A 23,428-nucleotide genomic window follows, 5' to 3' on the forward strand; every position below is an offset into this window, starting at 1 on the left:
GAACAGGCCGGTGATCTCGCAGACCTCGGCGTGGTCGCGCAGGTCACCGTCGGTGTCTACGGCGGGGACCCAGCCGGTGGCGGCCTGGATCGCGGTCCGGACCGGCTCGGTGATCGCGGCGCCGACGGAGAACCGGATGTCGAGGTGCTGCTGCCGCAGGCTGCGGAGGTGGGCGAGGAAGCCGTGACTACTGCCGGCTGAATCGGCGCGCAGCAGGATCGGGGTGCCGTGCCGAACGGCGTCGGGGATCTGCGCGAGGGCATGGTCCAGGACGGTGATGTGGTCGGCGGTGGTGTTCGACCCGGCTCGGCCTTCCCGCAGCAGACCGGCCAGAGCTTCGCCGGTGTTGTCCAGGAAACACAGCAGCGGGTGGTAGCCGAACGTCTTCTTCCAGGTACGGGTCGCCGATTCCTTCTCGGAATGGCAGATCACGATCGTCGCGTCGATGTCCAGGACCAGACCGTCGACCTGCCGGCCGGCCACCATCGGCTGCGGAAGGTCACCGCGAACCTCGGCATGTTGGGCCCAGGCGACCTCACGGGCTCGGGCCCGCGCGGCACGCAGACCGGCCAACAGGGCCTCGTCCACCTGCGACAACAGCCGCCACGCGGTCGGGTCAGAGGCGACCGGCCCGAACAACCCCGGCTGGTCCCGCAGCACCGCCAGATCAGCGATGGCCTCGCCGCCGTCGGCGAGCATCACCGCCAGATCCACGGCGATCCGGCCAGGGTCATGTCCGCCCTGCCTCTGCCGCAGCCCCGCCAAGGCGTCACTGAACACGCTGGTCAACCCCGTCGCGTCGGCCAGATCAGCGAGCAGCCGGGCACCGACGTGACCCACCACGCCCCGCCCGCCGCCGGTCACCATGATCTTCGGACGTGTTGCGGTAACCTTCACCCAGCAAGTGCCTTCCGTGACGGGAACATGGGACTCTCGACAAGCCCTATTATCCCAGATCAGAAGGCACTTCTTCGTTCTCAGCCCAGCCCGTGGACAGCCTTTACCGAAGGGCCGAGGTTAGGGCTCTTTCACTCTTTCGTCTCACGTGCGCGTTCCGCGCGCGGTTGCCGCCGCACCTTCCGCGAGCAGGTTTTCCAGGCGTGCTGGAGCGATACCAACGCCGCACGGCCCGTTTGAACAGGCAGGTCGGAGCCGTGGTCGACCTTGCTGGCAGGTGATCACCGCAGGTATCGGGGTGCAGTCAGCCAGGGACTGACGCCGCTGCCGAGGTCATCCAGAGCCATGACCCGCAGAGACGCCCGGCGTCCGACAGGCAGCGACCACCCGTTGTGGTGCTAGCCCGTCCGCTCGTCCTGGACTGGTAGGCGGGTGTCAAGTCTACTTAGAACCATGACGAGCACTAGCCGATAGGGTGACGACTCCTGGATCCACTATGTCCTAGGCTGCTCGCCATGATCGGCTTACGCAGGTGCCCGAGGTTCGCCGCGGCGGCGAAACACCGATGACGTGGAGCCTGGAGATCCATCATATCGACGTCAAGGCCTCCGGTGACTCGACGCTGATCGTGGCCCGCGACGACGGCGTCGGCCACGCACACGGCGCGACCATCCGCACCTGCCTCATCGACGGCGGTCGACAGAAAAGTGGCCCCATCGTTGACAGCTACCTGACCAACAACGTGAACGGTCTCGGCACCGGGTTCGGTGAACGGCAGCTCGACGTGATCGCGGTGACGCACTACGACGCGGACCACCTGTTCGGCATCACTTACCTGCTGAACAGGGGCCCGCTCGCGACACCCATGATCTACGACGACACCTATATCTACGACCAGGGCGAGACGTCCACCGACGACGACCAATACCTGCGGTACGTGCAGGCGATCGCGCGCCGACCCGGGCGGGTCAGGGTGACGCGCAACGTGGCCAGCGACCCGCAGCCGGTCAACAAGCAGCGCGGGGTCCACCAGGTGGTCCCGGGACCGGTGGCCAACGTCCGGACCCCGCCGGCGATGTTCGGCGGCGGCGTCGTCGTTCCGGGCAATCCGGCGATCCCCGCACCGGCGCCGCTCGCTGTTCCTGCCGGTGCCGTCATCGCCGCCGGAACGCTCGCTCACTGGTGGCACCCGTACTGGCTGGTCGGCCGGGAGATCCTCTGGACCGATGAGGCCGGGGAGCCGATCACGGAGCTCCGGCCGGGCGTGCCGCCCACCGTCACCTGTATCGCGGCGAACCGGTACGTGCGCGACGCGGCGGGGACCGCACGCTTCCGGGCTGGTGCCGCGCTGGCCGGGCCCGAGCAGCTCAAGAACGAGAAGAGCCTTGCCTTCCTGGTGCAGTTCGGCACCTTCAGGTACTACATCGGCGGCGACATCGAGCACGTCCAGGAGGGCACGATCGGCCGGTACCTCAACCCCAACAACACAGTCGGCGGCCGGGTGCACGTCGTGAAGGCCAGCCATCACGGTGCCGACACCGCGTCGAGGCCTGCGTTCATCGACCGGATGCGGCCGGAGACCGTCATCATCTCGTGCGGAACGAAAAACCAGTATGGGCACCCGGCCGCCGGGACCATCGATACCCTCGACGGCATCAGACCGGCCATGCCCGGAGGGCCGCCGGTGCGGAAGATCCCGCATTACCTGACCGGATACCAGGACGTGAACCCGCCGGTGTCGCTGAGTGGCATTCTCGGGCAGACCGCGGGAGAACCGGGGCCGCCCCTCGTCGCACGGGGCCACGTGCTGTTGGAGGTCTCGGCGGTCCAGTCGCAGTACGACGCCAGCGGCCTGCGTGGCGCCGCTCTGACGGCCACCGTCACCGAGATTGCCAACGCGACGGGTGCCGCCCCGTTGCCCGCAGGTCTGCTGGAAGACATGAACGACGTGATGATCCAGGCCGGATCGCTTGTGGACGCGATTGGGGCGGTTATCGGCAGTGTGTTCGCCGCGCCACCCGGGCTCGGCTCAGCGGCTGCGGCGGCGCCGGCCATCGCGGCCGGCACGGCTGTCGTCGCCGGCGGCGTGGCGGCCGTCGTCCCGGCCGTCTACGCGGCGGCGACCGCGGCTGGCGCGCCGCCCGACGCCGCCGCGGTCGCTGCGGCTGCAGCCGGTATCGCCTCCTTCCTGGGCACGGCCCCAGCGGGGGCCGTGCCGGCCGCCGTCGGGCAGGCGGTGCACGACGCCGCGCTGCTGGCCGGTGTCGCCGCCGCCCCGGCTGTCGCCGCCGGGAACAACGCCATAGTGGCGGTCACCGCCGCCGTCCCGGCCACCGGCCGGTTCACGGTCACCTACTGGGACAGAGACCTGCATCCCCCGCAGAATCGCACCGTCACAGCCTTCTGAGGGGACACGGATGGACATTGCGCACCTCCCGCTGGAGGACCTCAAGACCCGGCTGGAGTCCCAGGTAGCCCAGGGACGCCTGGTCCTTGAACCGGGCACTATCGACGGCGCCCGGCTGGCCGCGTTCCTGCGTGGCCTGCCCGGCGCCCGGCTGGAGCTGGCCGATGCGTCTTTCGCGCTCAGCGACACCGCGACCTGGCCGCAGCGCCTGACCGTCACCGGCCCGGTGGGCATGGCGTGGCCGGTGAGTGCCTTCGGCCCGGACGCGCTCGAGCCCGGTACGGTCACGCTGATCGTCAGCCGCAGCGCCGCTGGCCGTCCGCCGGTGGTCGACGCCGGTATCGTCGGCATCCTGCACGCCGGTCCGCTGGCTCTGCCGGTCACCGGGCAGCTCACCGACGACGGCGGGCTGCGCTGTGCCCTGAGCGGTGGCGGGCACCCGCCGCAGGACCTCGCCGACCTCGTCGCGCTGCTGACCGGGGCACCCTCGCCCTTCCGGCTGCCCGCCGGCGGGCCGTTCGGCACCGGCCTTACCATCGACGGGCTCAGCCTGCTGACCCGCAACGGCGCGGCACCGTTGACGACCGTGGTGCTGGAGCTGGGCGCGGCCGTCGACTGGGTGGTGGTGCCGGACCGGCTCGTCCTGCGCTCCGTCGGCGTCATGCTCACCCGGACCCACTCGAGCGCGAACGGCGTCTCGACCGAGGGGTTCGCCGCGCGCGTGCACGCCGCGCTCACCATCGGGCGCGACTACACGGTCGCCGTCGACGTCGGCCTGCTCCGGCCGTGGCAGCTGCTTGTCATCCCGGCTGACGGGACGCTGCCGAGCCTGGCCGACCTCGCCGGGTTCGTCGGCGGCGCGGACCTGCGGGCGGCGGTCGACACCGGTACGCAGGCCGTCGGCCTCGGCGAGATCGGTATCGACGGCGTCCGGGTCGGCTTTGACCCGGATGCCGGCGCGCTGCGTAATGCCACGATCACCGGCCACGTCACGCTCGCCGGTGTCCGCGTCGACGTCGACGTGCTCCTACCCGGCTTCCGGTTCGCCGGCTCCCTCGCCGACGGCGCGAGCATCCGCCTGAAGGCGCTGTTCGAGCACTGCTTCGGCGCCTCCACCGGTTTCCCCGACATCGTCATCACCGAGCTGGCGCTGGCCGCGCACCCGGCCGAAGGCGCCTATGAATTCGAGATCGCCGCCGCCGACGACGACTTCGCGATCGGACCGGTCGGGTTCCGTGACCTGAGCATCGCAGTGGCCAAGGACGCCGACGGGTACTCCGGGTCGATCCGCGGCGGGCTGGAGTTCGCCGGCGCCTACCTTTCCATCGAGGCGCGGCACCCTGGCGACGGCGACGTCTGGGTCTTCACCGGCACCACGGGCCGGGGGCAACGGTTGCGGGTCGGCGACCTCGTCGCCGACCTGGCCGCGCGGTTCGGTGCGTTCACGCTGCCGGCGGCGGTGACCGGCCTGGTCGTTGACGACCTGCTGGTGCGGTTCGACACCGAGCAGACGTTCAGCTTCACCGCCCACCTGCGGTGCCCGGTCGGCGACACCACCGACCTCGACCTGCGGCTGACCGTCGACGTCGCCGACACCGCCGTCCGCTGTAGCGCGACACTGACGGTCGGCCCGATGACCTGTACGGTGGCGCTCGACCAGCGCGACAGCCGCAGCGACACGAGCATCGACGCGCACTGGGCGGCCGGCCCCGGCGACCGCCCGATCTCCCTGGTCGAGCTGGCCGAGGGCCTCGGCCTGCCGGTGCCGGAGCTGCCGCCGGGCCTGGACCTGACCCTGGTGGCCGCGGACCTGGCGTACGACTCGGCCGCCGGGCAGCTGATGGTGGCGGCCCGGTCGGCGGCGCACGGCGCGGCGGTCTTCGTCGCCCTGCCCATGGCCGGGGATGACGGCGGGCCCGCGGTGCCGCACTACCTGGCCGCGCTGCGGGTCCGCGATGCCATCGGGCTGTCGGACCTGCCGCTGGTCGGCGGCGCTCTCGGCGGCGCCGAGACCTGCGCGGTCGAGGAGATCCAGGCGATCGTGTCCAGCGCGCCGATCGGCCCGCGCCTCGCCGAGGCGGCGAACGCGCTCGTCCGGGAGGGCTCGCCTCGGTTCCCGGAGCAGGGCACCACCTCGGGCCTTGCCTTCTCGACCGTGTTGCGCTTCGGCGCGCAACGCATCCCGATCGCCCTCGGTGCCGTTCCGGCGGCCGGGACGGCGTCCCCGCCCGGCTCGACCGTCGGACCGTCGTCCGGGCAGGGTGGCGTGGTCGCCGCCGCGCCGACCGACGCGGACGGCACCGTGTGGTTCACCGTGCAGAAGGCCTTCGGACCGGTCACCATCGCCCGGGTCGGCGCCCGGTACCGCGACGCGGCCCTCTGGTTCGTCCTGGACGGCTCGCTGGAGGCCGACGGCCTGTCCCTGGCCCTGCAGGGCGCCTCGATCGGGGTGCCGGTGGCCGGCTTCGTGCCGCGGTTCGACGTGCGCGGCCTGGCACTGTCCTACGTGAACGCGCCGCTGGCGATCCTCGGCGGGTTCACCTCGGTCCCGCCGACGGACGGTGCCGCGTTCCGGTACGACGGCGGCGCCGCAGTCTCGATGCCGTCCTGGGGTGCGCTGGCCTACGGCTCGTACACCGAGGTCGACGGCGAACCGTCGATGTTCCTGTTCCTGCGGGCCGCCGGAGGGTTCGGGGGTCCGCCCGCGTTCTCGGTTACCGCGCTGGCGGCGGGCTTCGGCTACAACTCCACGATCCGGCTTCCCGCGGTCACCGAGGTGGCCGGCTTTCCGCTGGTCGCCGGGCTCGGCGAACAGGATGCGGACGGCTCACCGGCGCAGGCGCTGGCCGCCCTCACCGGCGGGCCGCAGCCCTGGCTCAGCCCCGCGCCGGGGCAGACCTGGCTGGCCGTCGGGGTGCGCTTCCACACGTACCGGCAGTTCGACACGACCGCCCTGCTGGCCGTCGAGTTCGGCAACACGCTGACGGTCCTACTGCTCGGCGTGACCACGGCCCGCTTCCCGTCGACCGGCGCGGCCCGCCCGTACGCGCAGCTGCAGCTCGAACTCCGCAGTGTGCTGCGGCCCGGCGAGGGGATCTTCGCCCTGTCCGCGGGGCTGACCCGAAACTCGTACCTGCTCGACCCGGCCTGCGTCCTCACCGGCGGCTTCGCGTTCTACGCCTGGTTCGGCGAGCACCGCAACGCCGGCGACTTCGCGGTCACCATCGGCGGCTACCACCCCGCGTTCGACGCGCCGAAGCACTACCCGGTCGTACCACGGGTCGGCTTCACCTGGTCGCTGGACGCGGCGGTACGCATCTCCGGCACCGCCTACTTCGCGCTCACCCCGTCGGCGATCATGGCCGGCGGGACGCTGGACGTGCGCTACCACGACGGCAGCCTGACCGCCTGGTTCACGGCCCAGGCCGATCTGCTGGTCGCGTGGGCGCCGTTCCGGTTCCGGACCCGGATCGGGGTCAGCGTCGGGATCGAGTACACGGCCAACCTGCTGTTCACGGCGAAGACCCTGCACCTGGAGGCGGGCGCGGAGCTGGAGCTGTGGGGTCTGCCCACCGGCGGGACGGTCACCGTCCGGCTGTGGATCGTTACCTTCACGGTGGCCTTCGGTGCTGCGGCCGACACCGCCGATCCGGCGGTGACCCGGCTGGACTGGGCCGGGTTCCAGGAACTGCTGCCGGCCGCCACGGCGAGCACGACCTTCACCGCAGCGGCCGGACTGGCCGCGCCGCAGACCGGCTCAGTCGGCTCGGCTGACTCAGTCGGCGCGACCGGCTCGGCCGGGCCGGAGTCCTGGCCGGTACGCGCCGACGGCTTCGCCGTGACCCTGCGCAACGCGGTACCGGTCAGCCAGGTGCTGCTCGGCGCCACGACGCAGACCGCTGCCGTGTCCGGCCCGCCGGTGGACGTCCGACCCCTGGGCCGCACCGGCCTGACGGTGCGGCAGCGGGTGACACTGCGGCGCACGACCGGCGGCACGGCCGTCGAGATCGACCTGACCGCGACCGGCTGGCACGCTGCCGGCGTCACCTCGGACGTCCCCACGGCGCTGTGGGGCGACGGCGACGGTTCGACACTCGACCCCGGCAACGCCCAGTTGGTCCCTGATCGGCTCACGGGCCTGACCCTCACCGCACCGCCTGCGGTCGCGGGGTGGACCGGCGGCCCGGTCGACGCGGCCGGCACCCTCGGCGTCGCGCGGATCACGGCCGACGACGCGCTGCCACTGACCGCCGCCGCCGAGCCGGTCGGCGCAGTGGCGACGCACTCCGGCGCGGTCGGCGCGATCGCGGCGCAGATCGCCGGCCCGGCCGCGACGGCGGCGCGCGCCGCGCTGTTCGCCGCGCTCGGCGTCCTCGGCGCCGCGCCATCGGCCGACGGGCCGGTCGACGCCTTCGCGGCAGCCGCCGGATCGCTGTTCACCGATGAGCCGATGCTGACCGGGACCGCGCCCTGAACGGGCCGGCACGGCGACCCAGTGTGAGAGAGGAACGTCGATGAGCGAGCCGCTGCCGCCGGGCTCCGTGCAGTTCTACGACGGGTACCGGCCGGGCCTGGACGTGGGGACCTACGAGCTGTCCGCCGTGCAGAGCGTCGACGGCGTGGACACCGGAGCGTACTTCGGACCGCGCACCCAGACGTTCACCGTCGATGCCCCGCGCTTCGTGCTCGACGCCGGTGATGTCGGCGAGATGTACCCACCGGCGAACAGCTCCGGCGACTTCGGCGCCACCCTGCCCTCGATCGTCCTCAACCGGCGCACCCTGCCCTGGGAGCGGCACCTCGGCGCCGACTCGAGCGACCCTGGCGAGCCCTGGCTGGCGCTGCTGCTGCTGCGCTCCGACGAGCTGCCGCCCGGCCCGGCGCTGCACACGGGGACCGTCGCGCAGTTCCTGGACGCCTCCGACCCCCACGAACGTCCGCCGGCCATCGCCGCCGCCGGGCTGTCGGCGCAGGTCCTCGCGACGCAGATGACCAGCCTGAGCCTGCACCGGCGGCTGTTCACCGCCATCGCACCGGCCGCCGGTGAGGCGCGGCTGCTGGCACACGTGCGGCGCACGGACACCGCGTCCCGCGCGGCCGGGCAGGCGGACCGGGACGGCTGGCATGCCGTCGTCGTCGCCAACCGCCGGCCCGCCCCGCGGCCCGGCAGCGGCGGCACCGGTTCAGCCCACCTCGCCTGCCTGGTCTCGCTCGAAGGCCACGCCGTCGACCTGCCGGGTGTTGGCGGCGCCCCGGCGGACGGTGGGGACGGTGGGGACGCCCGGCTGCGGCTGGCGGTGCTTGCCTCGTGGTCGTTCACCTCGAACCCGGCCGGCGGGGGTGACATCGGCCGGCTGCTGGCCGGGCTGGCCCCTGCCGTGTCCGCCGGGCCCGAGGCGCTCCTGCCGCGGATCCCGGTGCCGCCGTCCGCACCGCCGTCCGTGGCGCTGACCCGGCTTCGGCAGGGCTTCGCGGCGTTGGACTACCGGCTACCCACCGGTGAGCAGACCTTCGCCTGGTACCGGGGGCCGTTCACGCCGTACCCGGCACAGCCGCTGCCCGGTCCGACCGATGGCACCCCGCACTACGCGACCGCCTCCGAGGTGACCGTCTACTCGCAGTCCGACGGCGTCTTCGACGTTTCCTACGCGGTGGCGTTCGAGGCCGGCCGGCTCGCGGCGCTGGCCGACCGTGGCTTCGCCGTGGCGATGGTCAACGCCCGCCGCTCGGCGTTCCAGATCGTGGCCAAGCTCCAGGCGCGGGCGGGCTCGCCGCTGTTCGCCAACCTCAGGCCGGTGCTGCCGGTGCCGCCTGCTCCCACGCCGCCACCCGGTCCGGAGGTGAGCGCCGCCGACCTGCTCGCCGTCCACAGCCGCAACGCGTTCGGGGAACTGCTGGCCGGTGGCATGGGCGACCAGCTGACCTCGGTACTCACCGGCCCACCCGCACCGCCGAGCCCGCCGAGCCCGCCGATGGTGGTGTCGCCGGGCACCGCCGCCGCAGCGGTCATCGCGGGCCTGCTGCCACCACCGTCGGCGCTGTACCTCGGCGGCGGTGGCTTCGACGAGGGCTTCGATGCGGCACACCTGTCTTCGGTCGAGCCGGTCGAGCCGGCCGAGCCGCCAGTCCCGCCGCGACCGTCCGACCCGGACCTGCCGACCGGCTTCATCCCCGGCCGACCCGGCTGGCCCGGCCGGGACGGGCTCGACCCGGTCGAGCAGCTGCGATACCTGCTCTCCCGCACCGACGTCCAGGACCTGCTCGCCGACCACGCGCGCGGTCCGGCCGCCGACCCGGCCACCGGCTGGCTGGCCGAACTGGCACTGCTGCACCGGATCCCGTTCCGGCACCTGATCCCGGACGAACGCATGCTCCCGGTCGAGTCGATGCGGTTCTTCTACCTCGACAGCGGCTGGATCGCGGCCCTGATCGACGGTGCGCTGAGCATCGGCGTCGAAGGCAGCCGCGACTTGGAGCTGCACCAGGCGATGAGCCGGCCGCTGGTCGAGATCGTCGCGGCGAAGGTGGGTGCGGTACGCGCGGACCACCGGAACCGGCCGGACCTGGCGGTACCCACCGGCGGGGCAGAGGCCGCCGGAACCGGTGCCTCCACGGCGGCCGGCCTGGCCACCCCGCCCACGCCCCCCACCCCGACCACACCGCAGGGGCCGCCCGGCTCCGGGGGCCTGCCGGACATCCCCGGCAGGCCGGACCGTCCCGACCCCGGCCCCGACGCCATCCCCCTGCCACAGCAGCGCACCGGACTTCTGCTGCGCTCGGCCGTGGTCGCCGGCTGGCCCGGCCTGGCCGTCGAGGCCAGCGCCGGCGGCCGGCCGGTGCCGCTGCTGCGGCTGGACCGGCTCTCCGACACCGTGCTGCTGGCGCTCTTCGACAGTGTGCCGGACACGGTGACGCTGACCGAACCCTGGCACGGCCTGCACTTCGGCTTCAGCGACGGCGGTGGCGAAGCTGGCGGTGGCGAAGGCAGTGGCGAGGGTGGCGGTGGCGGGCTGGTCCTGCGCCGGCCCGACGGCACCGAGCTGAACGCCCGGTTCCCGGCCGCCGGGCAGCCCGGCCTGCACGCCGCCTTCACCCGCCCGGGCGATCCGTCGGTCCTGCGGGTGCACGACCTCGCCGACGCCCTGCAGGCCCGGCTGGCGGAACTGCTGCCCGGCACCGAGGTACCGATGGGCCCCGCTCTGTTCGCCACCGAACTCCTCGCGTCGGCGCATCAGCTCACCCTCCACCACACCGCCCCAGCGCCGAGAGAGACGTGAGCCCGGTGGACACCACCCTGCTGGTCCCGATCCAGCTTCAGGCCCTCCAGGTCAACCCCGGCGTACGCGCCCAGGGCTTCCGGCGGTGGCGGATGGACTACACCCAGCTGCCCGGCTTCGGCTCGCCCGAACCCGACGCGTTCGCCGAGCCCCGGCTGGACTGGGCCGGTGACGCCGACAGCGACGGGGTTCACCTGCAGTGGGTCCTGCCCGCCGCGATGCGCACCGGGCACCACGACGCGGCGGACGGCACGACGGCCTATCCGCTGGCGCCGAACCGCTGGATGGTGGCCCGCAGCGCGACGCGAGTGGATCGGGCGCCCGGCGACCGGGTCCGGACCCGAGGGTGGGTCGTCGAGAGCGACTACCTCGGCCCGGACGGAGCCTCGCCGTACCTCGACCCGGCGGCCCGGACGCCGACGCCGACCCGGATCGGCCGGGTGCTGCCCCTGGCCGGCTGGCGCGAGCCGGCCGAGCGTCCGGCGCCGTTCCTGACCGCGGTCGCGCCCGGCAACATCACGTTCGCCGCCTATCAGCCGCACGCCGTCGGGGTGTTCTCGCTGCACGACCCGGCCGACGACGTCGAGGACGGGTCGACGCTGTCCTATGTGGTCGTCGGCTGGTACGCCGACCCCGCGTCGGACGTACTGGCCCCGGCACGGCAGCCCGCCGGCCTCGCCGCCCGGCTGGCCGAGCTGGGCTGGTCCGTCGGCCCGGACCCGGCCGGGTGCGTCGCCGACACGACCGTCTGCCACGGCGCGATCCGCGCCCTGACCTACTCGCGGACGTTCGCCGCGCCGCGCCCGGCCCCGGCCGCGCTGGCCGTCGGCAACACCTCCGTCGACGCCGTGTCCGCCCTCATTCGCGACCGGGCCGCCCGGCAACCCGACGCCGGACTCGACCCGGACCTGCTCGAAGCCTTCCAGTACGACCTGTTGCACACCCTCGACGAGCCGGACGGCCCAGCGCTGCTCGCCACCCGCATCCACGACGCCTGGTTCACGGCGCGCCCCGGCGGATCGGTGTGGCAGGTGGTCGCGGCGCAGCCCGACGGCGCCGGGCCGCCGGCAGAGCCGAGCACCGCCGACCCGGACTGGCTCGCCGAGCTGAACCGGGCGCAGGCCCGCTACGATCTTGCCGCCCGCCGGCTGGCCGCGCTGCAACGCGAGCTGTACGAGCTGTGGTGGAAGCGCGGCCGGTACAACGCCCTGCATTACCGTCCCGAGGGCCTGACCGACGACCGGTTCGCCGCAGAGCTCGACCCTGGCCGGCCGGAGAGCCTGGCTGGCCGCGTCGCGGCGCTGCGCCGGGAGGTCGAACGGGCCCGGACGGACGTGCCGTGGGGCGCCTCGCAGCAGGAGTTGGCGGCCGCGATGGACGCCTACACCGCGCGGCACCCACTGCCCCCGCACACCGTGCTCAAGCGCGCCGACCTGCCGTCGTTCCGCAGCGCGGCCGACCCGGTAGTGGTGATCGCGGGCGTGCGGGCGGGCACGTTCGACGAGAACCTCGGCACCGGCGCGGACGGGCTACTGCCGTGCCGCTTCGCCGGTCAGCTGGTCACGGCGCTGACCCTGCCGCTGGCCGGGCTGGTCGGTCCGGACGGCCGGCTGCCGGACGGCTCGGCGCCCGGTCCGATCCCGCCGCCCGGGGTGCAGATCCCGGTGAACGCGAGCGACGTCGCGGGCGCGCCGGGGATCGTGCCCCTCACCGACCAGCACGGCGGGGTCCCGGTGGCGGCGGCGTTCGTCGCCCTCCAAGCGGAGGCGTACCTCCTCGACCCGGCCCACGCCGCCGAGGTCGCCGCCATCGCCGCCGAGCGTGTAGGGCTGCCATGGGCGACGGCCGAGCTGACCACCGCCGCCGAGCAGCTCATGGCGGCCGGCTCCGGTGTGACCGGGACACTGCCGGCGATCCTGCCGCAGCGCTGGTCGCAGCCCTGGGCACCGCTGTTCCTGGAATGGCAGACGACCTACTACCCACTGCCGCTGGACACCCTGTGGACCTTCGACGGGACCTCGTACGACGCGAGCTGGCCCACCGGCTGGACGTACCCCGGACCTGGACCGGGGCAGAAGCCCGGGCGCCCGTTCAGCATCAGCGGCCGCAGCCTGCTGACACCGCAGCCCGCGGCCACCTTCAAGGCCCGCCTGGACACCTACCTGACCACGCTGCCGGAGCCCACGCGGACCGCGCTGTCGTCCTTCGCCGCCTCCGTCGACTCGTGGGACCTGCTGGCCCAGGCCCTGAGCGGCTTCAACGAGCAGCTGGCCCTGCGTAGTCCGGCGAGCCTGCGCACCCCGGACGCCGCCGACGTGGACCCGGCGACCGGCCTGAGCATCGCCGAGCTGATCGGCGGCGGCGGTGTCGCGATGCCGATGGTCGACGGGCCGGTGACCTACGGCCCGCCCGAGCCCGGCGGATTCCAGGCCCTGCGCGCCGGTCAGTTCGCCTTCGCGCAGGTCAGGGTGGTCGACCGGTTCGGGCAAAGCATCGACGTGTACGACGGGAGGCTTGCCGACGCGCTCACCCCGACGATCGCGGAGGGGATGGTGCCGCAGCAGTCGATCGACACCGGGGTGGCGACGTTCATCCAGCTGCCGCCACGGCTGCTGGAGCCGGCGCGGCTCGACGTCGGCTTCGCACCGGCCGGACCGGGTCAACCTAGCCGGCCGGGCGGGGACGCCCGGGCCGCCGGCGACGTGGTGTGCGCCTGGATCGTGCCCAGCCCGCTCGACGAGGCCCTCGCCTGCTATGCCCCGGACGGCACCGCCCTGGGCGAGCTGACCGAGACGGCCGGCCTGACCGGGCCGCAGATCTCGTGGCTGCCCGCCCCGGGCTCGGCCTGCCCCACCCTCGACTTGCTCACCGGGGACTTCCCGGTGCTGGGCGGTTTCCTGCGCGGCCTGACCGTCGCCGGCCCGGCGGCCTTCGCCGACCTGCTGCGCACGGTCGACGCCACGCTGTGGACCATCGACCCGCCCGGCGGCGGCGACGAGACCTACCTGGCGGCCCTGGCCGGCCGTCCGCTGGCACTGGTCTGCGCCACGCTGCACGGCAGGTCGGCCCGGCCGCCGCGCACCGACCCGCAGTGGCCGCGCACTTTCGACCCGGTCCCGTCGCCGGTGTCCGCCCACGTCTTCCCGGTGCGGGTCGGCGACGCCGCGCTGCGCGGCGACGGCCTGATCGGCTACCTTTCCTACCCGGACGGCGGGTACTTCCAGGCGGCCTACCGACCGTCCGGCCTGACCACCGACTACGTCCGGCCGATCGACCCGGACTCGTTCCCGGCGGTCAGGTTCGATGACGCGGAGCGCACCGACCTCATCGTGCTGATGGATCCCCGGCTGCCCGTCCACCTGGTCACCGACATCCTGCCGGTGACGACCCTGACCCTGCCGCAACGCCTGGTCGCCGACGCGCTGGCGGCGATGGCGCTGACCGTTCGCTTCGGCCCGCTGCTGACCGACCTGCAAGCCTCTGCCGCAGGCCCCGCGATCGTGCTTCCCCGGCCTCCGCAGGTCGACGGCACCTGGTCCTGGTCGGAACGCGACGGCGCCGACGTCACCACCTTCGACATCGCCCCGGCCGACGGCGCCGCCCGCTTCCCCGGCACCCCGCCGGCAGTACGCAGTGGCTGGCTGCGGCTGCACGGCGGGAGACGCCCGCCGCAGTAGCGACGGGCACGGCCTCTCGGCTCTTCCTGGAACCGAGCGGGGAGGACTGAGTCTGCGGACGATCGGTGACTGCTGGCCTGAGGGCGCTGGACCTTGCTGCCCAGCGCCCTCACCTGCCGAGATTTCTCACAACCGGCTCACGGACGGTCGGGGACGGGCTGGCATAGGTCAGGAGTCACCTGGCCATTGACCTGCACATCCGTCACGGTGTGGCATCGTCTGGCAGGTGCCGACAGATCGGCTGGATCTCTGGGGGGCAAGGGGTCGTCGGTTCGAATCCGGCCGTCCCGACAAACGAAATCCCTGACCAGCGGAAACCCTGGTCAGGGATTTTGCTTTCGTCTATGGAGTTTTGAACCGCCCCCCGAAAACCCCCCGATTACCCGGGGCGGCAACCAGGTTTGTCATCCATGGTCATCGTCGTGAGCCCCGGGCGTGGGGCGTCCGTTCCGGTCGGCGCCAAGGCGTTCGAGGACGTCGGAGACGTCCGGTGCTGGGACTGCGTAGTGGCCTGGGTGTGGTCCGTTGGACAGGACGTCGATCCTGTCCGGGAAGGACCACGTCATGGCAGACAAGAAGAACACGGTTTCACGTCCGCAGCCCTCGGCGGCCGAAGCGGAGTTCGCGCAGCAGTTGGTGGAGCGGGCCAAGGCCGACGGGGTGTCGTTGGTCGGGCCGGGTGGGCTCCTCGCGGGGACCACCCGCACCGTGCTCGAATCGGCCCTCGACGCCGAACTGGACGCCCATCTCGACGAGGCCGGTGTCGACGAGACGACGGCGCGGGCTTCTGCGTGTCGCTGCTCTCTGCGATGCTTTGTTCGCGTTTCGTGTCGGTGGTGGAGGGTGGTGGCGCGGCGGTGATGGGGCGTTCTCACGCGTTGTCCGGGGCGGTGGTGTGGCTGGGCGGCTGCGCGGTGGCGGCCGGGCTGGGGGCGCGGCCGGCGGTGGGCACTGTGGTAGTCGGCGCGGCTGTCACCGCTGGTGGGGCGCTGCTGCCGGACGTCGACCATCCCGGTTCGGTCGTCGCCCGGTCGCTGGGTCCGGTGACCCGGCTGGTCGCCCAGGGCGCGGCGGCGGGCGCGGCGGCGCTGCGCGGGGCCTCCTGCCGCTGCTGCGTGGGCAGGGGCGGGCACCGAGCGGTCACGCACACGCTGCTGTTCGCGGTTGCCGCCGGCCTGCTGGTGTCGCTGGCGTGCTGGGTCGGCGGGGACGTCGCCGCGGCGGTGGTCGCCGGGTTGGCCGCGGCGCTGGCCACGCGCGGGGTCCTGCGCAAGCGCACTCGTGGCGCGTACGGGGCGGCGGCGGCCGGGCTGTTCGTCGGGGTGATGGCCGCTGCGCTGCCCGGCCCGGTCGCCGGATGGTGGTGGGTCGGTCTGCCACTGGGCTTGGGCTGCCTGGTGCACTCCCTCGGTGACGCGTTGACCTTCAGCCGGGTGCCGCTACTGTGGCCGATCCGGATCCGGGGCTGCCGGTGGGCGCCGCTGGGCATGTGGGCCCCGCTGCGCTTCCGCACCGGCTCGGCCGCCGAACTGCTCCTGGTCGTGCCCGCCCTGATCGTGCTGGGCGGAATCAGCGCCTGGACCCTGATCGCGCCGTAGCCACTGCCGCTTCGCGCCACTGGGCCCGAGACACGCTTCGAACTGGCCTGCCCGACTGGCAGGGGGGCGGGTGATGCAACCGGCTTGTAATCGCGATTCCGCGCGCGATCGTCGTTACGGTTTGTGATGGGATCCTGTGGTCCAGCCGGGGCTGATGCGGTGGAGTCGGGCGTCCTGGTGGTCTGCGAGGTGTGTCAGTAGGGGCAGGGCGACGAACCGGCAGAAGAACTGCAGCTCGCTGTCTTGTCCGGTTCCGGTGACGCTGTGTCTCCAACTGTCGGAGGTATCGGCGCGGGCTCGGACGTGGAAGACGTGGGCCCACACGTGGCTCTCGTCGACCTCCCCGACCCGCAGGCGTCGGCCGACGCTCTTGTCCCGACCGATCTCGCCGACTCGGGGTCGCGCCGCCGACGTTTGGGCGTTCCCGGATCCAGACCTGCTCATGCCCTGATGATTCCCCGGCACGCCGACGAGGCGAAGCAGCTCTTCGAACTGGAGAGCCGGTTCGCCAAGCGGGACCCCTTCCCGGCGGACCCGGGCCGCGACACCGAGGCCAAGATGGTGGAGTTCCTCCGGGTGGCCCGGAACATGCCGCACAAGCCGTTGGTGATCGCCCACCACACCTCCCGCTCGGCGACCGGGCTCGGGGCGTACGGGCAGGATCTCCCGCACGAGTTCCGCAACGGCAACGACGCGGCCCCGGACGTGTACGTCGGTTTCGAGTGCGCCCAGGGCCACCAGGCGGGCCCGCTCAACGGCAGCGCGCGGGGCGGTTACGGCAACCACCCCACCTGCGGCGGCTACGACCAGGCGACCGCCCGGGTCGGCGGGCTGTGGGACGCGCTGCTCGGCGAGGGGCGGCGCTGGTGGATCACCGCGATCTCCGACTCGCACGTGCACTGGACCCGGGGCGGCAGCGACTTCTGGCCGGGTGAGTGCAGCAAGACCTACGTGCTGTGACCGGCCCGAGCGCCGACCGGGACGCCGACACCAACCCGACCACCGCCGTGGTGGCCCGCTTCGGTCCGCGCGACTGGCGGCAGCAGGGTGCCCAGTACGTCATCCGGCACACCCTGCGCGATGTCGGGGCCGACAGCTACCTGCGGGTACGTGGCACCAGCACCGACGAGGCCGAGCCGCTGGCCGACGGGCTGGAGAGCCCGTGGAGCGATCTGTGGTTCTACTCCAACCCGGTGTTCGTCCGGGTGCGCTGACCGACCGGTCCCGGCCCGCCGTCGGTGGGCCGGGACCGGTCGGCACCGGGAAGCCGGGGTCCACGGTGGACGCGCAGACTCGCCACCAGACGCCCACATTAGGCCGGGTGTGTGGCAGTTGACGAATCGTGTGCCGGCCGCCGGTTGTGAATCTTGACCACCCGAAAGCGCAGGTCATACGCTCCGGGCACCCTTGATTCATTTCCCGGGAAGGGAAACGGGACACCATGCGAACTGCCCCATTCCGCTCCACATTGCATTCCCGTAAACGGCTGGCGAGCGCCACCGCAATCGTACTACTGGCCGGAATGACCCCTCTGGTGGTCGGCCCCTCGGCCGCCGCCGCGCCCCCGACAACCTGTAGTACCGATCCCACCGACCGGTTGGCCTCGGTGCCCAGCCCGGAGAGCTACCTCGGCTTCCCGCTCGGCACCGGCCAGGAACGGGTGGTCACCAACGAGGAGGTGCGGGGCTACCTCGACGCCGTGGACACCGCATCCAAGCGGGTCGTCACCGGCGTGATGGGCACCAGCGTGCTCGGCCAGCCGCTGCCGTACGCGATCGTGTCGAACGAGCGCAACGTGCGGCCGGCCGTGCTCAAGGGCATCGCCGAGGACGTCCGCTCGCTGCGCGACCCCCGGGTGGTCAACCAGCAGCAGGCCGGGGAGATCGCCGAGGCGGCGCCGGCGATCGTCTGGGTCACCGCCAACGTGCACGGCGGCGAGAAGAGCGGCACCGACGCCGCCCTCAAGACGCTGTACGAGCTGGCCGCCGGGCTCTCCTGCGAGGTCCAGCAGCGCAACGACAATCTGATCACGATCATCGTGCCGACGCAGAACCCGGACGGCCGCGACGCCAGCCGCCGGCAGAACGAGTACGGCTTCGACATGAACCGGGACTGGTTCGCCCGGACCCAGCAGGAGACCGACGGCAAGCTCGAACTGATGCGGAAGTACCCGCCGCAGGTCTTCATCGACGCGCACGAGATGGGCGGCAGGCAGTACTTCTTCCCGCCCAACGCCGACCCGATCCACCACGAGATCTCCGGCGAGGCGGTCGACTGGATCAACCGGATCGGCGAGGCCAACAAGGCCGGCTTCGGCTACAACGGCGCGTGCGGCGGCGCGGTGACCACCGAGTGCTACTTCAACTACTCCACCTACGACCTGTTCTTCATGGGATACGGCGACACGGTGCCGGCCGCCGGTTTCGGTGCCGCCGGCATGACCTTCGAGAAGGGCAGCTCGTCGGCGGTGGCCGACCGGGTGCAGCAGCAGTTCCACACCCAGTGGTCGACCCTCGGCTGGGCCGCGGCGCACAAGCAGGAGGTGCTCAACGGCTGGTTCAAGGTCTGGAAGGACGCCCTCGCCCAGGGGCGGGCCGGCACGTTGGAGCCCAACGAGGTGGTCCAGCCGACCAACACCGTCCAGTTCCCGGTGCCGGCGCAGACCGTCCGGTCGTACTTTCTGCTGCCCGACCGGCAGCTCGCCGACGCCCGGCAGCTCGTCGAGCGGCTGCGCCGGATGGACGTCGAGGTCTACCAGGTCCGCAAGGCCGTCAAGCTGCCCAGCGCGAAGCTCTTCGGTGGCCGGTCGGCGACCAACCTGACCGTGCCGGTCGGGTCGTACTGGATTCCGATGAACCAGCCCCAGAAGCACTGGATCCAGGCGATCATGGGTGAGGACCCGTACACGCCGTTCCCGTACTTCTACGACGTGTCGTCGTGGAGCAACCCGCTGCTGATGGGCGTGAACGCCGTCTACACCGGCGCGGACGTCAAGCCCAACGCGGAGCTGATCGACAAGATCCAGAACACCGGTGGCGGCAAGATCCTGGCCGCGCCGCCGTTGAAGGGCTCCTACACCTACGAGCTGGACTCCGCCGCCGCGGCCGAGTTCACCTTCACCCTGCTGGGCCGGGGCGTGAACCTGGTCCGGGACCTCGACAACGGCCAGGTGGGGATGCCGGCCGGCGCGTTGACGCCGGAGCTGAACACCACGGCCAAGAAGCTGGGGGTGACCCTCACCCCGTACACCACGGCGGCCGTCGGCACCCCGATCAGCCGGCCGGACGTCGGCCTGTTCCAGGGCACCGGCATCTCCACCACCTCCGGCTCGCACGGCGAGGCCCGGTACGTGCTGGGTAAGCGGTGGGGCCTGGACCTCACCCCGGTCACCACCGCCGACATCAACGACAACACCCCCGCCTTCACCGGCCGGACGGTGCTGCTGGTGCCGGACGGCAGCAACGCGACAGGTGGGCTGACCGCGACCGGGCAGGCCAACCTGCGTAACTGGATCGCCCAGGGCCACACCTACCTGGGCCTGCGCAACGAGGGCACCCGGATGGCCCGCGCCGCCGGTCACACCTCGACCACCGAGAAGCCGAAGCCGACCGGCTACACGGTGATCGGCTCGCACCTGCGGGTCGACGTGGACGCCGACAGCCCGGTCGGGCTGGGCCGGCCAGCGGAGGACTTCGAGTTCAACAACAACGACCCGATCCTCACCCCGAGCAGCACCGGCCGCAACGTGCTGCGCTACCCGAGCGGGGACACCTTCTGGGCCAACGGTTACACGGTGCAGGGTGACGCGCTCAAGGACACGGTCGCAGTGGTGGACGAGCCGACCGGCGCCGGTCGGGCGGTGCTGTTCGCGTTCAACCCGCTGTTCCGGGCGTACAACGAGAGTGGCCTGCACCTGGTGGCCAACGCGCTGCTGTACCCGAGCAGCGGCACGGCCGCCCGGACCGCGCCGGTCCAGGTCGACCCGGACCGCGCCGCTGCGGCGGCCACCCCGGTCGTCGAGAACCTCGGCGGCGAGTGGCGGCCGTTCACCATCCAGGTGGCGGCCGACGACCTGGCCCGCACCGAGGCGGTCGTCGACCGGTACACCGACACCGCGCGGGTCTCGGTGGCACACGGCTCGGCGTACCTGGTGATCCCGAACCCGGAGGGTCTCCAGATCGACGAGCACCCGTTCCTGGGTGACCTGGTGCGGACCTTGCGGGCCGAACAGATCCCGCTGCTTTCCGTGGTGGGCTGACACCGGCGGGTGGGGGCGGCACCTGCGGGTGCCGCCCCCACCCACCCCGCGCGGAACCGGGCGGGCCGCGTCGGCTGGGAACGGTGCATGCCCCGCTACCTGCTGTTCCCGGCCGACATCACCTGCTGAACCGGTTCCAGGCCGACTATCTGCACCGGCTCGCCACCGCCGGTCACCACGACGCGCCGGACGGCGACCGCGCCACCCCCGACGGCGGGGCCGACCGCCGCCTCCGGCGACGAGGAGACGGTGGTCTGCGCGGTCACCTCGGCCAACCACGAGAACACCGCCGCCCCCGGCCTCTCGGGCCGGGGGCGGCTTGCCGCACGCCGCCGGACAGCCGCGCGCCCACCGCGCAGCCGTGCCAGCCACCCGCCCGTGCGGGGGATGACGCGGCCAGGTCCTTGCTGGTGGCCACGTCGCGCGAGAGACCCCCGCGTCTGCGGGGACGACACCGCCAGGCACGCCCACACCACGCCGGACTGCGGGAGGCCCTCGCGCGTGCGGGACGTCATCACCATCTGAGAAGCAGTGTGGCTACGCAAGCACCAGTTGGCCGAGTTCCTGGGTGCAGCGGGTGAGTGCCACGTAGAGGCCGTTCCAGCCGCGTGGTTCGGCGGTGATGCCGTCGGGGTCGACGAGGAGGGTCGTGTCCCATTCGAGGCCCTTGGACTGGGCCGCGGACAGCACCGGCACGTCGTCATCCACCGTGGCCTGCAGTTCGGCGATGCGACCGGCCGGCGCGACGACGCCGACCGTGCCACCGCGCCATCGCTCGCGCAGTTCGCGCACGGCTTCGGCGACCGCGTCGCTGAGCTCGGCGGGCATCACCGTGCGCTCCCAGGGCGAGAAGCCGGAGGCGCGTACGGCCCGGGGCGGCGCATTGTGGCTGCCGGCTCGCCGCAGGACCGGTGCGGTGAGCTCCATGACCTCGCGTGGCGTCCGGTAGCAGATGGTGAGCTCCGCGGGGGTCCAGCGGTCGCCGAGAACGGCCTGTACCGCCTGGGCCCAGCTGGTGTGCCGGTGCGCCGCCTCCGCCTGGTCGATGTCGCCGACCGCGGTGATGGAGCGGCTGGGACACCGCCGCACGACCATGTGCCACTGCATCTCGGACAGCTCCTGCGCCTCGTCGACGGCGACGTGGCCGTACACCCAGCCGCGCTGCCGGCGGGCGCGGTCGGCGACGAACTCGCCCTGTTGCTGCGGGGCGTCGCTGTCGCCGAGCAGGTCGGCGACAGCGTCGAGCAGGGGGATGTCGCTCGACGCCCACGGCGCGGGCTCGACCACGACGGCGGCGATCTCCGCCGCGGACAGCTGCGGGGCGAACCGGGCCAGCAGGTCACCGTCGGCCAGGAGGTCGCGCAGCAGGGTCTCGGCGTCCAGGGTGGGCCACCAGGCCTCGACGAACCGGGCGATGGCCGCGTTCTCCGCGATGCGCTGGCGAAGGCTGTCCACCTCCTCATCGGAGAGCAGGCCGTCGACGTCGCTGCCGGCGGCGGCACCGGGGTCGTAGCGCATGCTCCGGTCGACGCGGGCCAGGATGTCCTCGAAGCCCTCCTCCATCTCGTTCATCAGCGCCGCACGCTGATCGACGACGGCTTCGGCCAGGATGTGGTGCAGCTGCTCGGCGAAGACCCGGCGAGCCGGATGGTACGGCCGTCTGCGCGCCGCGGCGAGCGCCTGTGCCACCGTCGCGGCGGGAATGACGTAGAACTCGCCCTCCCAGCGCAGCTTGAGGTCACGGGCCCGGGGCAGCAGCGACGCGACATAGTCCTCGAGCGCGGGCTGCCAGAGGGCGCGGCCCTTGATCTCGGCGAGCGCCCGGCTCTCGTCGCGGCCCACGCTGACCCCGGGCAGCAGGGTGTCGCAGGTCGCTGCGACGACAGCTGTCTCACCGAGCGCGGGCAGCACCTGGCCGATGTACTCCAGGAACCGCGGGGAGGGGCCGAGGACCAGGACCGCCTGCTCGGCCATCGTCGGATGGGCGAAGAGCAGGTAGGCGACGCGGTGCAGGGCCACCACGGTCTTGCCGGTGCCGGGACCGCCCTGTACGACCAGCGGGCCGCTCGCCTCGGCCCGGATGATGTCGTCCTGCTCGCGTTGCAGCGTGGAGATCGCCGTGGACATGCGGCCGGTGCGCCGCTGGTCCAGGGCCGCCAGGAGGGCGCCCTCGCCGACGAGATCCGTCGTGATGGTCCCGTCGAGGGGCTCGTCGTCCACGCCGACGACGGCCGATCCCGTCGTACGGATGTGCCGGCGCCGGGCCTGACCTTGCGGGTCGACGGCGGTCGCGGTGTAGAACGGCCGAGCCGCCGGGGCGCGCCAGTCCACCAGCAGCGGCTCGTCGTCCTCGTCGTCGCGGAGGCCGACCCGGCCGATGTGCCGCACGGTGCCGTCCAGCCCGTCAAGGCGCCCGAAGACCAGCCCCTCGGTTGCTCGGCGCAGTTCTTCGTACTGCTGGCGGAGCATGCGCAGCCGCGCCCGCTCCAGCGCGTCCAGAGCCTCCACCGAGAGCCCGGCCAGCAGGTGGTCGGCAAGCTTGTCGCGCCGGGCCGTGGCCTGGTCGAGAAACACCTGTTCCTCGGCGATCGCGGCGGACACCGTGTTGTTGTCCAGAGCAGAATCCCGGCGCATTCGCGAATCCTCGTGTTGGCATCGGATCGTCGGTATTTCGCGGCCAGCATAGGGGCAGTTTTTCCGGGCCGCCCATGATCACTGCCGGACGGCGGCAAGAGTCTCACTGCCTTGCGATCGACGCCTGGTTGTGGCCTCGATAATCGTGGTGCTGCCGCACGTCTACCCCGATCGGGCTGACGTTGTAGCCACTCGATCGGTCTACCGATCACGTGAATCATCTGTCGAGGATTGAGCCGTCCAATCGTTATTGCCGGAGACAGCAATGGAAGGTCCCATGAGCGTGCGAGCGCCCTCGCCGTCGGCGCCCTCTGCGCCACCGGCGTCGGATGCTTGATCCTTGCCGGCGCCGCCGCGGGGGCCCTCGCGTCATGAGCCAATGCCGTTCAGATAAGGCGTTGGTGCTGGTCACGGCGGCTGGCTGAGGGCTGCGCTTGAGACCGGTACGGTTGCCGGTCGTGGTGTCCTCTGTGTCTGCGTCCGAGCCGTCGGGTCGGTTGATCGACTACATCGGGCTGGGGGTGTTGTCGGCCCGGTTCGATCGGGATCTCCTCGAGGAGGTGATCAACCGGACCGGGTGTCGGGAGAAACGGTCCCGCCGGTTGCCGGCGCACGTGATGATCCGCTACGTCATCGCGATGGGCTTGTTCTTCGACGAGTCCTACGACGAGGTGATGCGT

General features: G+C 72.4%; 13 protein-coding genes. 10 read left to right on the plus strand and 3 right to left on the minus strand.

What is annotated here, in order from left to right; genetic code table 11:
- Positions 1 to 897: transposase (locus GA0070558_RS31580; protein WP_439709657.1), on the minus strand; the 897-nt coding region annotated here is incomplete at its 3' end.
- Positions 898 to 1,429: 532 nt separating this feature from the next.
- Here GA0070558_RS31580 and GA0070558_RS31585 point away from each other — a divergent pair.
- The 9 genes from GA0070558_RS31585 (at position 1,430) to GA0070558_RS31620 (ending at position 20,114) form a co-directional block, all read left to right on the plus strand.
- Positions 1,430 to 3,304: a ComEC/Rec2 family competence protein gene (locus GA0070558_RS31585; RefSeq protein WP_141722398.1), complete on the plus strand. Its 1,875-nt coding sequence runs from the start codon at positions 1,430 to 1,432 to the stop codon at positions 3,302 to 3,304.
- A gap of 10 nt (positions 3,305 to 3,314) precedes the next feature.
- Positions 3,315 to 7,778, plus strand: a complete 4,464-nt coding sequence (locus GA0070558_RS33720; RefSeq protein ID WP_091286888.1) for a DUF6603 domain-containing protein — start codon at positions 3,315 to 3,317, stop codon at positions 7,776 to 7,778.
- Positions 7,779 to 7,818: 40 nt separating this feature from the next.
- Positions 7,819 to 10,581: a hypothetical protein gene (locus tag GA0070558_RS31595; RefSeq protein ID WP_091286892.1), complete on the plus strand. Its 2,763-nt coding sequence runs from the start codon at positions 7,819 to 7,821 to the stop codon at positions 10,579 to 10,581.
- A 5-nt stretch (positions 10,582 to 10,586) separates the two neighbouring features.
- Positions 10,587 to 14,258: a hypothetical protein gene (locus GA0070558_RS31600; RefSeq protein WP_141722399.1), complete on the plus strand. Its 3,672-nt coding sequence runs from the start codon at positions 10,587 to 10,589 to the stop codon at positions 14,256 to 14,258.
- Positions 14,259 to 14,822: 564 nt separating this feature from the next.
- Entirely contained in the window at positions 14,823 to 15,119 is a 297-nt protein-coding gene (locus GA0070558_RS31605) for a hypothetical protein (protein ID WP_228986728.1), read from the plus strand.
- Positions 15,050 to 15,856 (plus strand): metal-dependent hydrolase, encoded by an 807-nt coding sequence (locus GA0070558_RS31610; protein WP_439709658.1) that lies wholly within the window; start codon positions 15,050 to 15,052, stop codon positions 15,854 to 15,856. The genes GA0070558_RS31605 and GA0070558_RS31610 overlap by 70 nt, the downstream gene beginning before the upstream one ends.
- Before the next feature lie 450 nt (positions 15,857 to 16,306).
- Positions 16,307 to 16,816, plus strand: coding sequence for a hypothetical protein (locus GA0070558_RS33975; RefSeq protein WP_218107153.1), 510 nt, complete (start codon positions 16,307 to 16,309; stop codon positions 16,814 to 16,816).
- Complete coding sequence (locus GA0070558_RS33980) at positions 16,813 to 17,070, plus strand: hypothetical protein (RefSeq protein WP_218107154.1); 258 nt, start codon at positions 16,813 to 16,815, stop codon at positions 17,068 to 17,070. Before GA0070558_RS33975 ends, GA0070558_RS33980 begins: the two co-directional genes overlap by 4 nt.
- A 392-nt stretch (positions 17,071 to 17,462) precedes the next feature.
- Positions 17,463 to 20,114, plus strand: a complete 2,652-nt coding sequence (locus GA0070558_RS31620) for a M14 family zinc carboxypeptidase (protein ID WP_256092241.1) — start codon at positions 17,463 to 17,465, stop codon at positions 20,112 to 20,114.
- 95 nt (positions 20,115 to 20,209) lie between these two features.
- Here the strand turns inward: GA0070558_RS31620 and GA0070558_RS33725 are convergent, their stop codons facing one another.
- Together GA0070558_RS33725 and GA0070558_RS31630 are read right to left on the minus strand one after the other, a co-directional pair.
- Positions 20,210 to 20,380: a hypothetical protein gene (locus tag GA0070558_RS33725; RefSeq protein WP_176734469.1), complete on the minus strand. Its 171-nt coding sequence runs from the start codon at positions 20,378 to 20,380 to the stop codon at positions 20,210 to 20,212.
- 271 nt (positions 20,381 to 20,651) lie between these two features.
- Positions 20,652 to 22,748, minus strand: coding sequence for a HelD family protein (locus GA0070558_RS31630; protein WP_091286910.1), 2,097 nt, complete (start codon positions 22,746 to 22,748; stop codon positions 20,652 to 20,654).
- 470 nt (positions 22,749 to 23,218) lie between these two features.
- Between GA0070558_RS31630 and GA0070558_RS31635 the strand changes: the two genes are divergently transcribed.
- Positions 23,219 to 23,428 (plus strand): transposase domain-containing protein (locus tag GA0070558_RS31635; RefSeq protein ID WP_176734470.1); only part of this gene is annotated, 210 nt, incomplete at its 3' end.

Source organism: Micromonospora haikouensis (assembly GCF_900091595.1).
GTDB classification, from domain to species: domain Bacteria; phylum Actinomycetota; class Actinomycetes; order Mycobacteriales; family Micromonosporaceae; genus Micromonospora; species Micromonospora haikouensis.

Coding starts and splice junctions, on each gene's coding strand:
- GA0070558_RS33720 (WP_091286888.1), top strand. CDS start 3,315: ATGGACATTGCGCACCTCCCGCTGGAGGACCTCAAGACCCGGCTGGAG.
- GA0070558_RS31595 (WP_091286892.1), top strand. CDS start 7,819: ATGAGCGAGCCGCTGCCGCCGGGCTCCGTGCAGTTCTACGACGGGTAC.
- GA0070558_RS31605 (WP_228986728.1), top strand. CDS start 14,823: ATGGCAGACAAGAAGAACACGGTTTCACGTCCGCAGCCCTCGGCGGCC.
- GA0070558_RS33975 (WP_218107153.1), top strand. CDS start 16,307: ATGATTCCCCGGCACGCCGACGAGGCGAAGCAGCTCTTCGAACTGGAG.
- GA0070558_RS31630 (WP_091286910.1), bottom strand. CDS start 22,748: ATGCGCCGGGATTCTGCTCTGGACAACAACACGGTGTCCGCCGCGATC.